The following is a 15,458-nucleotide window of genomic DNA, read 5'->3' as shown; positions in this document are numbered from 1 at the left end:
AAAGAGAAAAAGGACAAGGTTTGGAACAAGATTTAAAGCCAGAGCAACAAGCAAGAGAAGAGATTGATAAGCTTTTATCACTAGCGGGATTTGAGCTAAGAGATTTTAAGGATTGCACTTTGGGAGATTCTACACCCAATGCGGCACGCAATTTTGCCATAAAAGAATTTATCCTAGAAAATGGCACAAAGGCAGATTATATGCTTTTTGTCGCGGGCAAGGCGTGTGGAGTGATAGAGGCGAAAAAATTTTCTTTGTCTCTAAGTGGGGCGGAAAATCAAGCCAAAAATTATGCTTATACTCTCCCCGCGCATATTCCCTCTTATCAAGATATTTTGCCCTTTGTTTATGTCAGCAATGCGAGTGAAATTTATTTTACAGATTTACGCGAACCAAGCCCACGCGCAAGGAGGATTTTTGCCTTTCACACGCCAAAAGAGCTTTTGGATAAACTTAGCTCCACTTCTTTGCGTGATAGAATCCAACACCTCCCAGCACTAAGCAGCCAAGATTCTAAAAAGCTAAGAGATTGTCAAAAAGACGCGATAGAGGGCTTAGAAAAATCTTTGAAGCAAAACAAACAAAGAGCATTAATCCATATGGCAACAGGTGCAGGTAAAACCTTTACCGCTTGTAATTTTGCGTATCGTCTACTAAGCATAGCAAAAGCAAAGCGCATTTTGTTTCTTGTGGATAGAAACAATCTTGGCAAACAAGCAAAAAAAGAATTTGATAATTTCAGCCCAAGTGCAGACAAGCGGAATTTTAGCGAGATTTATAATGTGGTGCATTTAGAGACAAATCACATTCCCACAGAATCCAAAGTCGTGATTACGACAATTCAGCGGCTGTATTCTATCTTGCGTGGAGAGAGTGAGTTTGATAGCGCAGAGGAGGAACACTCCGCCTTTGAAAATGAGGATAAAGAAACAAAAGAAGTTGCCTATAATCCCCAAATTGGCATTGATACCTTTGATTTTATCATCATTGATGAATGCCACCGCAGCATTTATGGGCTGTGGCGACAAGTGCTAGAGTATTTTGACGCGTTTCTTATCGGGCTTAGTGCGACACCCTCTAAACACACTCTAGGCTTTTTCGCTCAAAATATTGTGGCGCAATATGATTTAGAAAAATCCATTCTTGACAAAGTCAATGTGGGCTATGAAATCTTTAGGATTAAAACCCAAATTAGCGAGCAAGGAAGTATTATTGAAGCAAATGCGGAATTTCAAGTGCCATTCCGCGATAAAGACACGCGAAAAATCGGCTATGAGAGCTTAGAGGAGGATTTAGAATATTCCAAAGCAGATTTAGACCGCTCTGTGCTTGCTCCTAGCCAAATCCGCACGATTTTAGAGACTTATAGAGACAAAGTCTTTGACCTACTTTTTCCCGAACGTGAGCGCAGCTATTTGCCCAAAACTTTGATTTTTGCTAAAGATGATAATCACGCAGAGGAAATCGTGCGTCTTGCGCGAGAAGTGTTTAATGCAGACAATGAGTTTGCGCAAAAAATCACCTACAATATCGGCAATCAAAACCCACAAGAGCTTATCAACGCCTTTAGGCATTCCAAAAGGTTTAGAATCGCAGTTACGGTGGATATGATAGCCACAGGCACGGACATTAAGCCCTTAGAAGTGCTGATTTTTATGCGTGATGTCAAATCGGCGAGTTATTATGCGCAAATGGTTGGGCGCGGGGTGCGGAGTATCCATAATGACGATTTAAGGGCAGTTACGCCAAATGCGGATTGCAAGACGCGTTTTTATGTGATTGACGCGGTGGGCGTGAGTGAATCTCAAAAGATTGATTCGCGCCCCTTAGAGCACAAGAAACACTTAAGTTTAAAAGAGCTTTTGCAACTTGTGCGCGAGAGTGTGGCAAAAGGAGAATATGACAAAGACACGCTTTTAAGCCTTGCTTCAAGGCTTACGCGTTTAGAGTTAAGCTTAAGCAAGGAGGACAATGCGAGTTTGCAAGAACTTAATTTTGGCAAAAGCCTTTGTGCGCTCGCAAAAGAGATTTTAGAATTTGCGGATTCCTTACAAGCGTTAGAGAGGGCAGAGGTGGCGCACAATCCACTAGAGGTTTTCACAAATGACACATTTTGCAAGCTGCTTTTAGAGTTGGCAAAAAAGAGCAAAATTTATATTGATGAAATCTCGCAGGATTCTGTGCTTGAGCTAGGATTTGACACGCAAAAAGCGCAGAATCTCATCGCGCAATTTAATGAGTTTATTTTGCAGCATAAAGACGAAATCACCGCCCTAAGCATTATCTACTCACAAAATTACAAAAACCGCCACCTAACTTATGAGGTAATTAAGGAGTTAGCGCATAAGCTTAAGCAGGATTCTATGGATATTCCAAGCTTATGGAATGCGTATAAACTGCGCGATAAGGGCAAAGTGAGTAAGAATCCTAGCAAAAACCTAACCAACCTCATCTCCCTTGTGCGTTACGCACTCAAAGTTGATACAGAGTTGCAAGATTTTGCGATTGGGGCAAATGCGCGTTATAATCTGTGGCGTGGGCGATGTAAGAAAAAGGGCATTGCATTTAGCCCCGAGCAAGAGGCATTTTTGAAGCTTATCAAAGAATACATTATCGCAAATGGCTGTGCAGAAGTCAAAGATATTCAAGAGATTTGCGCGGACTTAGGCGGGATTTATAGAGCAAAAGCGATTTTTAACGATTCTTTGCCTAGTCTTGTGGAGGAGCTAAGTTTGGCATTGGTGGGGTAGGGTTAAGTAAAAAGAGATATAATTCATTCATTTTATTGAGGTGGTGGAGTGGTGGAAAGAAGGCTAATTAACAAAATACAAAGAGTAATGGGCTATGGAATGACTTGCCCGTTGCATATTGTTGCAGATGATGGAAAAGATTATATTTTAAAGACAAGAATAAAAACTTTTGATTCAAATGATGAGCCTTTCACTTCCTCTAAAGAGCTTTTTGCTGAAATTTTTTCTTATCTTTACCTAAATGCTTTAAATGCCTCTTATATTCCAAAGTTTTGCCTCCTTGAAGTCAATGACGAGACACTTAGCCTAGCACAGAAATTCGCAAATAGTCAAGACGAGAGAGAAAAACAAGCTTATGAAAACCTTAAAGTTTCAAAAGGCTTGAATCTAGGTGTGGAATTTATACCTAATGCAAGTAAGTCTCTCCCCCCAAGGAACTTCACACAAGAATTTAAACGCTTAACCATTCACTATGATGCAAGGTTAATGAATACAGACAGAAGCACAGAAAATCCTAATATCTTAAAAGATTCTAACGAAAAATATTGGTTGATTGATTTTGGTTTAGCGTTAGATTCACTTTATCTTTTTGATGATTTAAAATCAAAAACCAAAATGTTTAGTCCAAATGAAATCTATTTTGATAAATGTTGCTTTAAAGATTATCTTTTTAACGAAATAGAGAGAAAAAATATCAAGCACTTGCGTTCAAAAGTTGATAAGGTTGCGTTAAATAATATTATCCAAAATATTTGTAAAATCACGCATTTATTTGAGGCAAAATCACAGGAGAAAGAATATTTAGCACAAATCATTGCCAAAAGAGAGCAATCAAAAAGGATTTTTAATGCGTAAAATCTATACTTACAGGGTGATAAAATACTTTCCACATATAAGAAGTGATGAGTTTTTTAATGTTGGCATTTGGCTATGGGACGAGCAAGGCAATAAAAAACAAATCTATATTGATAAAAGCCAAGAGCATATCAAGCACCTTTTTAAATTCCCCTCCATTGATAAAAAAGCCTTACCTTTTTTCTTAGAAAGCATAAGGCAAGAGATGAACGCACAATCTTGGTATGATAATCATTTACGCTTTAGCGAGATAGATTCCATAGTAAGCGAACAAGATATAAATGAGGTAGCAAATATTTTATATGAGGATTATATCGGTTATAAGTTTCACGTTAGAGAGCAAAAAGATAGATATGCACAAGCCAATGAAACAACAAAAATTGTCTATGAAAAGAAGTTTCAAAATAAGCTTTTATTGGAATCTTGTAATGATTTTTCTTTTTCTGTCGTTAATAAAATAACAAGCAAGAAATATTATAGTAGATTTGGCAGTGTAAATGATAAGGCGGACATACAAGAATTAATGTATTTTAGCTTAAAAGACAAAAATTATACAAAAATGAATATCAGCCTTTTAGGTATTGTCTCTGCTGATGAAGCGGAGATACAATCGTGCAAAGAGGATTTTTTGAGTCCCAATCATATTGCTTATGCTCCTTATTCAAATAACGAAGATTGTGAAAGGTATTTTGAGAGTATTTCACAAACTGCGTAATAAAAATAAAATGAAGCACAAAGGCAAACGCCTTATACACAAGTGGTGGTTTTGGTAGAGAGGTTACAAGAGTTAGCAGGGGATAAGGAAAGTTAAGCTTGGCATTGGTGGGGTAAGGAGGAAAAAATGATTAAAAAATTTTCAAAAATAAATTATGGTTCTTATCAAGATTTTTCTTGGGATAATTTGCAGGAATTTCAAAAATTAAATATTTTTTATGGGCGTAATTATTCAGGAAAAACAACTTTATCAAGGATTCTAAGGAGTTTTGAAGTTAAGAATCCACATAGTGATTATGTGGGTTCTACTTTTCAGATTGAAATTAAAGAGAATGCACCCCCTTTAACTCAAGATGATATTGCTAATAATGATTTAGTAATTAGGGTGTATAACAAAGATTTTGTAAAAGAGAATCTAGGATTCTTAATTGATGATAAGGCAGGGGATATTAAAGCTTTTGCTTCTGTTATTGTGGGCGAGGAAAACAAGAAAACTCAAGCTAAAATACAAGAATTGCAAAACAAACTTGGAAATGAGAAAGAGAATAAAGAAAACAATATTTTTGTCAGTGGTTTATATAAGGAATTGCAGGATTTAAATAAAGAAAAAGCTGATACTTTAGATAAAATTAAAACAAAAAATCAAGATGAAAAGCTTAGCAAAAAAGCAAGTCAAATAAAATCAAATTCAAACTTTGTAATACAAGGAACTAATTATGATATTAGAAATATTAGAAAAGATATTGAAACAATCAAAACACCAAATTCAAATTTCATTCTTGAATCTCACGAAAAACAAACCAAAGAAGCCTTAATTAGTGATGAGATAAAGCAATCCTTAGACTTTGAAATATCTTTTAATGTCAATCGTTTTTCAGAGTTTATTACAAAAAGCAGAATTTTAATAGAAACCAAAATCACTCCAAAACAAAATATAGAAAATCAGCTTAGAAGTTGGCTTGATGAGGGTTTGAAGTTGCACGAACATTCAAAAGATACGCAACAATGCAAATTTTGCAATAATACCCTTACTCAAGAGAGAATCCAATGGCTTTTAGAAAATGTTAAAGATGATAAAACAGACCTAATGAAATCTGAAATCAACGCATATCTTGAAGAAATAAAAGGTATGGAAAAAGATTCTGAAAAAGTTTTAGAGAAAGTGCAAAAAATTGAATCTCAGAGTTTTTATAAAAACCTCCGAGAGGATTTTAATCAGTATAAAACTAATTTAGAATCGGCAATAAGGAGTTATAACAATAGCAGTCTGCGGCAATTAAGGCAGAATTTAGAGGATAAGTTAAAAGGCATTTATAATCCAAATATTATTTTTCACGAGGTAACAGACAATTCCCGAGAGATTCAACAAATTCTAAATTCTATCAAAGATTTATGCACCCAAAATAACAAACAAACAAAAACCCTAGAGCAAGACCAAGAAAACGCTAGAAAAGCACTAAGGTTAGATGAAGTAGCAAGATTTATAGATAATATAGATTATTTTAAAACGCAAGAGGAAATTAAAGAGCTAGAAAATACCCTAAAAATCAAAGACAAAGAGATAAAAGATAAAGAACAAGAGATAGAAAAAATAAAAAAAGAAATTCAAGAACTGCAAGATTCTTTAAGTGATGAAAAAACAGGAGCGGATAAAGCAAACGAATACCTTAAATCTTTCTTTGGAAACAATCAGCTTGAATTTAAATCTATCCCCGAGAAAAAGGGCGAGTTTAAAATTCACAGAAACAATGAAGCAGCAAAAAACCTAAGCGAGGGGGAATGCAGTCTTTTAGCCTTTTGTTATTTTGTAGCCAAATTACAAGATAGAGCCACTAAAGATAAAAAGCCTATTATTTGGATAGATGACCCCATTAGCAGCTTGGATAGCAACCACATCTTTTTTATTTTTTCTTTGATTGAAAGCCAAATCGCAAAGCCTAAAAACTACACTCAACTTTTCATCTCTACGCATAATTTAGATTTTTTAAGATATTTAAAGAGTCTCACAGACTTTCAATGGCGTGATAATAAAAAAACACCAATGTTTTTAATAGAAAAGCAACAATCAAGCACCATTAAAGAATTGCCACTCCATATAAAAAAATATATTACAGAGTTTAACTATCTTTTTAAAAAAATTTTAGAATGTGCCGAATCTAAGGTGGTTAGCGATATTACATTAGATGCTTATTATAATGTTGCAAATAACATTAGAAAATTCTTAGATTATTATTTATTTTTCAAATATCCAAGCAATGAAAATTTGATAGAAAAATATAAATATTTTTTTAAAGACTATCAAAAAGCTAGTTTTGTAAATAGAATCATTAATGAATTTTCTCATTTAGAAGAAACCACTATTAGAGCCACAATGCCGATAGATTTGCAAGAGATACAAGAGGTTGCTAAAATGGTTATTGAACGATTAAAAGACGATAAAGAACAATTTAATGCACTTTTAAAAAGCATAGGTAAAGGTGAGGATATAAATAATGATAAATAATTTTCACAATTTCCCGCAAGGTTGGGAAGTTAAAACACTTGGGGAAGTAGGTAAGGTTGTTTCAGGTGGCACTCCCTCCACAAGCAATAAAGATAATTTTGATGGGGAAATTGCTTGGATTACACCCGCAGACTTATCGGGTTATAAAGAAAAATATATTTCAAAGGGAAAAAGAAATCTTAGCGAACAAGGCTTAAAAAACTCATCGGCTAGACTTTTGCCCCCAAATTCTATTCTTTTTTCATCAAGAGCGCCTATTGGGTATGTTGCGATTGCTTCAAATACTTTATGCACAAATCAAGGCTTTAAGAATTTAATTCCAAATGATGATGTGAGCAGTGAATATATTTATTATTTCTTATTGTATTCCAAAAGATTGGCAGAAAGTGTTGCGAGTGGGACAACCTTTAAAGAAATCTCCGCCACAAATTTTTCAAAACTCCCTATCCCCCTCCCACCCCTTGAAACCCAAAAAGCCATAGTGGAGAAGCTAGAAAATGCCTTTGCACATATTGATGAGGCAGTGCGTCATCTTAAGTCGGTGCAAACAAACATTCCGCGCCTTAAATCCTCCTTGCTCCACTGCGCCTTTAGTGGCAAGCTCACAGAATCTCAAAATTCATCGCACGAAGTGCAAACCTTAAAAAGCGTTGTCGGGGTGGAGGGAGAGACTTTGCCATTTGAGCCTCCCCACCCTCTCATAAAAACAGAAATTCCGCAAGGTTGGGAAATTAAAACACTTGGTGAGATAGGCAAGGTTATTTCAGGTGGCACTCCCTCCACAAGCAACAAAGATAATTTTGATGGAGAAATTGCTTGGATTACACCCGCAGATTTATCGGGTTATAAAGAAAAATATATTTCAAAAGGAAAAAGAAACCTTAGCGAACAAGGTTTAAAAAACTCATCGGCTAGACTTTTGCCCCCAAATTCTATTCTTTTTTCATCAAGAGCACCGATTGGGTATGTTGCGATTGCTTCAAATGCTTTATGCACAAATCAAGGGTTTAAGAATTTAATCCCTAATGGCAATGTGAGCAGTGAATATATTTATTATTTTTTATTGCATTCTAAAAGATTGGCAGAAAGTGTTGCAAGTGGGACGACCTTTAAAGAAATTTCCGCTGCAAGTTTTTCAAAACTTCCTATCCCTCTCCCACCCCTTGCAACCCAAAATCAAATCGTGCAAATTTTAGAATCCAAATTTGCGCATTTGGAGAAGTTAGCGCAGTTTGTGAATGCAAGCCTAGAAAATCTCCAAAGGCTCAAATCCTCACTTTTAAACCAAGCCTTTAAGGGTGAGCTGGTGTAAAGCAACACAAGCTTGAATCATTTAAGAAATTATAATGTATAATTGTATCAACAATGATACAAGGAGAAAGTATGACAAGTGAAGTCAAACTCAATAAATGGGGAAATTCATTAGCTTTGCGTATTCCTAGTAGTTTTTTGGAAAACTTGGGATTCAATCAAGATTCTAAGCTCAAACTTAGTATTCAAGATGAAAGGCTCATTATTGAAAAACAAAAGGATTTAAAGCAAATATGCAAAGCGATGAATAAAAGGAATCTGAATATAGACAGCGTTTGGGAAAACGACACAATAGGCAAGGAATGGTAATGGCAAACTATGTGCCTCAAAGTGGTGATTTGATTTGGCTTGATTTCACTCCGCAGAGCGGGCACGAGCAAAGAGGTAAAAGACCAGCACTTGTCCTAAGTCCAAAGGAATATAATCAAAAAAGTGGTTTGTGCCTTTGTGTGCCTCTTACGAGCAAAATAAAAGGCTATCCTTTTGAAGTGCCTTGTGCGGTTGGAGATAAAGAGGGAGTGATTTTAAGCGACCAGCTAAGAAATGTAGATTTTAAGGCGAGGGGAGCGAACTTTATAAAGCAGTGTGAAAAGGAAGTGCTAGAGCAAGTAAAATGCAATCTTGCTTTGTTGCTTGGGATTTAAAAAAGGGTAAAAATGAGTGAAAAGGCGATTGTCGCAAAGGTGTGGAATTTCGCAACGATTTTGCGTGATAGTGGCGTGAGTTATACCGAGTATGTCGCGCAGTTAAGCTATCTGCTGTTTTTGAAAATGGAAAGTGAGCGGGAGAGTATCGGAGAGAGTAGCAAAATCCCTACAAGCTGCAAATGGGAGAGATTGATACGCTTAGATGGGTTGGAGCTAGAGAGTGCGTATGATGCCGCGTTAGCGCAACTTGCAAAGAGTGAGGGCGTGATAGGGCTTATCTATAATGATGCGCAAAACAAAATCAAAGAACCCGCGAATCTCAAAAAACTTTTTGTGCTTATGGATAGTGAGACTTGGCTAGGCTTGAATGTAGATGTAAAAGGTGCGATTTATGAGGGACTACTTGCCAAAAACGCCACAGAGACAAAGGCGGGAGCGGGGCAGTATTTCACGCCTAGAGTGCTGATAGATTCTATTGTGGAGCTAATGGAGCTAAAGCCCAATATGGAGGTGTGCGACCCTGCGTGTGGGACGGGTGGATTTTTGTTAAGTGCGTATGAGGTGATGAAAGCACAGACGAAAGACAAAGAGGAGCTCAAATGCTTACGAAATGAGAGGCTTTATGGCAAGGACATTACGCCTTTAGTGGCGTCTTTGTGCGCGATGAATCTGTATCTGCACGGAATCGGAGGCGAGGGAGGCATTATAGAGATTGGGGATTCTCTAAGTGAGTTAGGCAATCGGCGGTTTGATAGGGTGCTAACCAATCCGCCCTTTGGCAAGAAGTCGGCGACTAAGATTTTAGCCGAAAATGGCAAGGTGAAAAGCCAAAAGGACGAATACAACCGCGAGGACTTTTTCGCCACGACTTCTAATAAACAGCTCAATTTCTTGCAGCACATTATGAATCTTTTAAAAATCGGGGGTAAAGCGGCGGTGGTGCTACCCGATAATGTGCTTTTTGAAGCGGGAGCGGGGGAGAAAGTGCGTAAAAAGCTTTTAGAGGATTTCAATCTGCATACGATTTTGCGACTGCCCACAGGGATTTTTTACGCGCAAGGGGTGAAAGCAAATGTGCTATTTTTTGACAAAGTGGCAACAAGTGAGGATTCCACACAAAAAGTATGGGTGTATGATATGCGCACGAATATGAATCTAAGCCTTGTAACAAGTCCTTTAAGTGCGGAGCATTTAAGGGAGTTTGAATCTTGTTTTTGCGTGGGGGCAATGGAAAATCGCAAGGAGAGTGAGCGATTTCGCTCGTTTGGCATTGGGGAGATTAAGCAGCGCGATAAGATGAATTTAGATATTTTTTGGCTAAAAGATGAGAGTTTAGAGGATTTGGAGAATCTACCAAGCCCAAAAGAATTAATGAAAGAGATTCGTGCAGGTTTGAATTTAGTTTTAAAGGAGATGTCTCAATTGGAGGGAGAATTAAACTAGCATTGTATGTTACAATTTTACCTAATCAACACATAAAAGGTTTTCAATGAAATTAAGGGTGAGACTGCACAAAAAACTAAGATTTAAAACGAATTTTCAGATTTTATCGGGCTTGAGTTTAGCGATTTTTTGTGCTTTTTTGGCAGGTTTTTTGAGTATTTATTACTTTGCAGCTTCTTTTGAGGTGGGGGCGTTTATTGGGATTTTATTTTTGCTTATTACCTTATGGATTAATGAGTCTTTGCCTCTAGGCATTGTTTCTTTGTTGCCCATTATTTTGTTTCCGGCTTTTGGAATCTTAGATGTAAAAAGTGCAACGAGTAACTATGCAAACCCTATCATTTTCTTGTTTTTGGGTGGATTTATGCTTGCTATTGGTGTAGAAAAGATTGGCTTGCATAAAATCATCGCAAAGAAATTTTTAAGCTATTTTCCTGCAACTCCCAAAGGAGTTTTAACTGCGCTTGGAGTGGCTAGCGTAGCACTTGGTAGCGTGTTGTCTAATTCCACGGTGGCACTTTTGCTAATCCCCATTGCTTTTTCTATCACACAAGATGAGGCTTTAAAAAGCAGATTCTTGCTTGCTGTTGCTTTTGGGGCGAGTATTAGCGGAATCACAACGCCGATTGGCACACCACCAAATCTTATCTTTTTAGGCTTTTTAGAGACAATACACTTTGAAAGCATTGGGTTTGCGACTTGGATTTTTATGATGTTGCCTTTGACTTTATGTATGCTTTATGTGATGATTAAGATTCTTTCTTGGAATCTTGGAAGTGAGGAACTGAAAATTGACGCATTTGAGGAGATTAAAATAACTTTTGAGCATAAAAAGTTGATGTTTTTAATCGGCGTTTTACTCTTGTTGCTTTTATTGAATTCCCCAATCAAGCCAATTTATAGCGGGCTGGGGTTTAATGAAAATATCCTTTTGCTTAGTTTTGGGCTTTTGATGTTTGTTCCAAAAATTGGTTGTTTGCGTTGGGAGGATTCTAAGGCAGTTCCCTTTGAAGTGATGTTTTTGTTTGGTGCTGGATTTTGTATCGCTATGGCGATTGCAAAAATGCAATTAGGAGATGCTTTTAAGCCTGTTTTTGAGTATTTTGGCTCTCTACCTCTTTTGGTTTTTTTGCTCTGCGTGTGTTTGTTGGTTTTGTGTTTGACGATGTTTATTAGTTCTACGGCGTTGATTGCGATTCTGCTTTCTGCGATTTTTGCTTCCACAAAAGACTTTTTAGACCTGCAAATGCAAAGTTTGGTGATGCTCATTGCCACCATTTGTGTGGGATTTTCCTTTATGTTTCCCATTTCTACTCCTCCTAATGCAATAGTTTTTAGCAAGGGTGGGGTAAAAGTTTGGGATATGTTTCGGTTTGGGATTCTTTTAAGTTTGGCTGGAATCGTGCTAATTATTATTTTTGGTATGCTTTATTGGCGTTGGTTTTTGTAGGGAAACTCCTTTCTATTGAATAAATAAGGGTTAATTTCAACAAACTACACATTAAAAAAGCAGAGCGTGAGTGTAGTTTGATTGGCTTCTTTGTTAAGAATTTCTGGTTTGAAAATTAGCTTTAAATTTTCTAATATATTCTTGCAATCCTCTATCTTTGGGTAAATCAAAAAGCCTCTCTTGCATTGGTATTTGGCTAAATACGCAAAGATTTGATATATATCACTTTGAGAAATACCATAATTTTGTTTCTCTTGGCTTAGAATCTTCCATTTGGTATCGGCAATGAAAAGGGCTTGGTCTGTTTGAACTTGCTTTTGGTAGCCGACAATATCGGGGTTAAGCAAAAATCTATTTTTATCACCCTCTAAAGCAAGATATTTGCTCTTTTCTTGGGTTTTAAGGTAAAAGTCTTTGTTTTCTCCAAAAATTTGTCCCATAAATTCTTTATTTTCATAACTCAACTTCGCACTACATAGCCACTTTCTCATTTCGCTTGCAACAAAGGATTCAAAAAGTTTATTCATATCAAAGAGTAAAGCAAAAGCTTTGGAATCTGCACGATAAGGAGTAAAAGCCCTGCTCCTTAAAAAGATTTCGCACCATTGCAAAATGATTTTATAATTCCTAAAATACCCTAAATTTTGGTATTTACTCAAATCTTTATCTATACTTTGACTTGGGGGAATATCTGCAAAGATAAAGCGCATTTGCATTAATTTTGCACTTGTATTTGTGCTTAGATTCTGTGTGTTTAAAAGCTCTAAAGTGCTTTTGATAATGCGATTTGAGGCAATATTGACACTAAACTCATCACTGCTTGTGAAAAATCTCTCTTTGTGGGCGAAATTGAGCTTTAAATTTTCATTTAAAAGCAATTTGCCTTTTAAAAAATTGCGATTTTCCTCACGCACAATATAATCGCTTTTTAACCCCTTTTTCACTAATTTTTCTAATTCCTCTAAAAACATTAAAACAAACACTTCAAGTAAAGGCATTTTTGCTAACTTTAAGTGTGCAAAATGACTTTGTTTAAAAGGAGAATCTTTGAGAGATTGAAGCATTTTGAGTAAAAGTGCTTTGGCGGATTCTATGGATTTTCGTTTATCCTCTATATCCTTAGATGCAAAGCCCTCACTTTCTTTAGTCGTATGAAAAGTTTTTGGCAAAATCTCTAGGCAAAAGCCGCTTTTAATTTGAATAAGTCCGACATAATTTTGTGCCTTTAGCTTTTTGCCTGCAAATTTTAAGAAAATATGATTGCCCTCTGTGTGTGCAAATTCTACCAATTCCTCAAAGATTTTTCGGGCTTGATTTTCTAGTTTTTTATTTGTTTGATTATCTTTTTGCTCCAAAACTCGCTTAATATCCTCTACCCCAAAGCTTTGCCATTCAGCGATACATAAACTTTTATGATTCATTGTTGATTGGTTTTGTATATCTTGATATAAGTTTGAGGATTACCCCAAATCCCATCTTCTAATGGCACGATTTCATAGATTTTTTTCTCACTATCTACAAACTCATTACTCAAGCTTACATTTAAATCCTGCATACTCTTAGATTTTATCATTCCATTGCCATTAAGCACTGCGTCAATCTTAGCATAATCCTCATAGAAATATTCTTGCAAAAGAGGGATAATCTTTTTAGCAAAAATTGTTTTTAAATCATTTAAACTTAATTCATACCAAGAATATTCTTTATTTTCAAAGTATTTTGCTTTCTCAAAGAAAAATGCGTGTCCTATCGTATGCTCCCTATCAAGCAAAAATTCTATGCGATGATTAAGGGTTTTTAGAATATTAAATAAAATTTTAGATTCTAGCACTTGATATTCATCAATATGCAAATTAGTATCTTGCAAATCGTTTTCTTTGTCTCTTTTATCCTCTGTATCTTTCACTAACCAAATACTTTTGAGCACTTCACAATCTGGCATCATCTCGCTAAATTCAAATCTCCTACGCAACGCAGTATCAAGTAAAGCAATGCTTCTATCTGCTGTATTCATTGTGCCGATAATGTAGAGATTGCTAGGCACACCAAATATCTCTTGGCTATAAGGTAGGGTTACCCTTAGCTCCTCATCATTTCCAATTCTTTTGCTTGGTTCAATAAGCGTGATAAGCTCCCCTAAAATCTTGCTAATATTCCCGCGATTAATCTCATCGATAATGAGGATATAGGGCTTAAGTGGGACTTTTTCCACAGACTTAGAATCCTGCTTTTTATACTCTGTCTTTTCAAATTCTTGAAGCTTTTTATATAATTCAAAATAATAAATAGCGTTCCCGTGCCATTGTGATTGTGATTCATAAGTCGGTTTAATATCTTTATAACTTTTTATATCTCCGCTTTTGAATTTTGGATAATCTCTTAAAATAATTTCTTTAGTCAAACTTTGCATAGAATTTGATTCCGCACTTGTCCCAATACTTATAGATTTTATCTCCCCATTTTCCTTAAGATTAATGGAGTAAATTTTCATTTTTTTATAAAAATCAAGTTCTTTCCCCTCATCTAAAACCTGTTTTAGCGAGAAAGCATAAGTTTGGAATAGTTCTTGAGTATTGACTTGTCTATTTTCAGATTCATTGCTAGATTCCTTGTGTTTTTGATAATTTGTTAATGCCCTTTGGCAAATCTCTTTAAAGATTCCATTTTGCACTTCATAAGTCATATTTTTGGAAGAATCATCAACAACAGGCTTTATCCCTTCTACAAACTCCTCATAAGAGAAGCTTTGGTGAAAGGTGATAAAGGCGATTTGCCCATTATCTTTAAAACTGTTGAAATTCTCTCTTGCTTCTTGCCTATATTTTTTATTACTAGGAGCTGCTCCCAATTCCTTTAAGATTTGTAAAATTTTATCTCTTTTTTCTAGTTCTAAAGAATCTTTGTATTTTTCATTAGCTAAAATCTCCAAAGCCTTATTGATGGTTTCATAAGTCTTACCTGTGCCCGGAGGTCCATAGAGGATTTGATTGAGAGGAATTGTATTTTGAGCTTGAGTATTTGGATTATTTTGCATTTGATTCTCCTCTATTTTTTGTGAATCTTTAAGATATTTTTGCCAAAGAGGCATAGATTTTTCTTGTATCACTGTTTCAAGGGTGTAAGTTTTGTCTCCCAAAAGTTTTTCATAAATTTGTGCTGTGCTTAATTTTTCCCCTAAATTTTCTCCCTTTGCGATTTTTTGTAAAACATTTTCGCTAAATATGCAAACTATTTTCATATCTTTAATATCCTGATAATGAAAGGCAATTTTCCATTTATATGAATGCCCTAAATCTATTTTGTCTATCTTATCAAGTTGATTTTGCTGACTTAATTCTATGATTTTTATAATATAGGATTTAACTTTAGCAAAAGCTTCGTCCTTGGTTTCCCCATATTTTTTCAGCCAAGCATAGTCTTTTGTGTAAATGAAGCCTTGCCCATTTTCTTTTATATCCTTTGCATTACGCTTATAAATACCAAATTTAAACCCGCTTCCTCCCCATATACTCCCTAATTTATCAAGTTTAGATTCTATCCAATAAGTAAAGTCGTCTCTATTTGTTCCGCCTAGTCCTGTATATTCCTCCAAAGTCATATTTTTAACTTTCTCCAAACTCCAACGCTCTTGAAATTCCTTAAAAATTTTTTCATCACTTGTCATAAGCAACTCCCTCTCGTTTCTAAATATTTCCACGCATATTTTATCAAAAAAACAAAATTTACTACAAATTGATAAAAGACTTGCAAATCTCAACTACAAAGCTTGAATAAAAGCACTTATA

At 35.7% G+C, this 15,458-nt stretch carries 11 protein-coding genes; 9 read left to right on the top strand and 2 right to left on the bottom strand.

Annotation, left to right across the window (positions count from 1 at the left end; all coding sequences use genetic code 11):
* The first annotated feature begins 20 nt into the window (after window positions 1-20).
* The 9 genes from CQA43_RS01155 (at window position 21) to CQA43_RS01115 (ending at window position 11,673) form a co-directional block, all read left to right on the top strand.
* Complete coding sequence (locus tag CQA43_RS01155) at window positions 21-2,750, top strand: type I restriction endonuclease subunit R (protein ID WP_115550775.1); 2,730 nt, start codon at window positions 21-23, stop codon at window positions 2,748-2,750.
* Between the two features lie 51 nt (window positions 2,751-2,801).
* On the top strand, window positions 2,802-3,605 hold the full coding sequence (locus CQA43_RS01150; protein WP_147290075.1) for a HipA family kinase: 804 nt from the start codon (window positions 2,802-2,804) through the stop codon (window positions 3,603-3,605).
* Window positions 3,598-4,320 (top strand): DUF3037 domain-containing protein, encoded by a 723-nt coding sequence (locus CQA43_RS01145; RefSeq protein ID WP_115550773.1) that lies wholly within the window; start codon window positions 3,598-3,600, stop codon window positions 4,318-4,320. Before CQA43_RS01150 ends, CQA43_RS01145 begins: the two co-directional genes overlap by 8 nt.
* A 126-nt stretch (window positions 4,321-4,446) precedes the next feature.
* Complete coding sequence (locus CQA43_RS01140) at window positions 4,447-6,822, top strand: AAA family ATPase (RefSeq protein ID WP_115550772.1); 2,376 nt, start codon at window positions 4,447-4,449, stop codon at window positions 6,820-6,822.
* Window positions 6,812-8,134 (top strand): restriction endonuclease subunit S, encoded by a 1,323-nt coding sequence (locus CQA43_RS01135; protein WP_115550771.1) that lies wholly within the window; start codon window positions 6,812-6,814, stop codon window positions 8,132-8,134. Before CQA43_RS01140 ends, CQA43_RS01135 begins: the two co-directional genes overlap by 11 nt.
* A gap of 71 nt (window positions 8,135-8,205) precedes the next feature.
* Entirely contained in the window at window positions 8,206-8,442 is a 237-nt protein-coding gene (locus CQA43_RS01130; RefSeq protein WP_181881586.1) for an AbrB/MazE/SpoVT family DNA-binding domain-containing protein, read from the top strand.
* Window positions 8,442-8,777, top strand: a complete 336-nt coding sequence (gene mazF, locus CQA43_RS01125; RefSeq protein ID WP_115550769.1) for an endoribonuclease MazF — start codon at window positions 8,442-8,444, stop codon at window positions 8,775-8,777. Before CQA43_RS01130 ends, mazF begins: the two co-directional genes overlap by 1 nt.
* Window positions 8,778-8,789: 12 nt before the next feature.
* Entirely contained in the window at window positions 8,790-10,223 is a 1,434-nt protein-coding gene (locus CQA43_RS01120) for a type I restriction-modification system subunit M (protein WP_115550768.1), read from the top strand.
* A gap of 46 nt (window positions 10,224-10,269) precedes the next feature.
* Window positions 10,270-11,673 carry an SLC13 family permease gene (locus tag CQA43_RS01115; protein ID WP_115550767.1) on the top strand — a complete coding sequence of 468 codons (1,404 nt, stop codon included), beginning with the start codon at window positions 10,270-10,272 and terminating at the stop codon, window positions 11,671-11,673.
* 44 nt (window positions 11,674-11,717) lie between these two features.
* Here the strand turns inward: CQA43_RS01115 and CQA43_RS01110 are convergent, their stop codons facing one another.
* Together CQA43_RS01110 and CQA43_RS01105 are read right to left on the bottom strand one after the other, a co-directional pair.
* Entirely contained in the window at window positions 11,718-13,094 is a 1,377-nt protein-coding gene (locus tag CQA43_RS01110; RefSeq protein ID WP_115550766.1) for an McrC family protein, read from the bottom strand.
* The gene (locus CQA43_RS01105; RefSeq protein ID WP_115550765.1) at window positions 13,091-15,337 is read right to left on the bottom strand and encodes an McrB family protein; all 2,247 of its coding nucleotides are present in this window, start codon (window positions 15,335-15,337) and stop codon (window positions 13,091-13,093) included. The genes CQA43_RS01110 and CQA43_RS01105 overlap by 4 nt, the downstream gene beginning before the upstream one ends.
* Between the last annotated feature and the right edge of the window lie 121 nt (window positions 15,338-15,458).

It is taken from the genome of Helicobacter ganmani (assembly GCF_003364315.1).
GTDB classification, from domain to species: domain Bacteria; phylum Campylobacterota; class Campylobacteria; order Campylobacterales; family Helicobacteraceae; genus Helicobacter_D; species Helicobacter_D ganmani.
The sequence above is the reverse complement of the archived record's forward strand: the minus strand, read 5'-3'. Positions and strand labels throughout refer to the sequence as shown.

What these genes read in the sequence shown, in the direction of transcription:
- CQA43_RS01105 (WP_115550765.1), bottom strand. Translation starts at nt 15,337, where the DNA reads ATGACAAGTGATGAAAAAATTTTTAAGGAATTTCAAGAGCGTTGGAGT.
- CQA43_RS01110 (WP_115550766.1), bottom strand. Translation starts at nt 13,094, where the DNA reads ATGAATCATAAAAGTTTATGTATCGCTGAATGGCAAAGCTTTGGGGTA.
- mazF (WP_115550769.1), top strand. Translation starts at nt 8,442, where the DNA reads ATGGCAAACTATGTGCCTCAAAGTGGTGATTTGATTTGGCTTGATTTC.
- CQA43_RS01115 (WP_115550767.1), top strand. Translation starts at nt 10,270, where the DNA reads ATGAAATTAAGGGTGAGACTGCACAAAAAACTAAGATTTAAAACGAAT.
- CQA43_RS01145 (WP_115550773.1), top strand. Translation starts at nt 3,598, where the DNA reads ATGCGTAAAATCTATACTTACAGGGTGATAAAATACTTTCCACATATA.
- CQA43_RS01130 (WP_181881586.1), top strand. Translation starts at nt 8,206, where the DNA reads ATGACAAGTGAAGTCAAACTCAATAAATGGGGAAATTCATTAGCTTTG.
- CQA43_RS01140 (WP_115550772.1), top strand. Translation starts at nt 4,447, where the DNA reads ATGATTAAAAAATTTTCAAAAATAAATTATGGTTCTTATCAAGATTTT.
- CQA43_RS01135 (WP_115550771.1), top strand. Translation starts at nt 6,812, where the DNA reads ATGATAAATAATTTTCACAATTTCCCGCAAGGTTGGGAAGTTAAAACA.
- CQA43_RS01120 (WP_115550768.1), top strand. Translation starts at nt 8,790, where the DNA reads ATGAGTGAAAAGGCGATTGTCGCAAAGGTGTGGAATTTCGCAACGATT.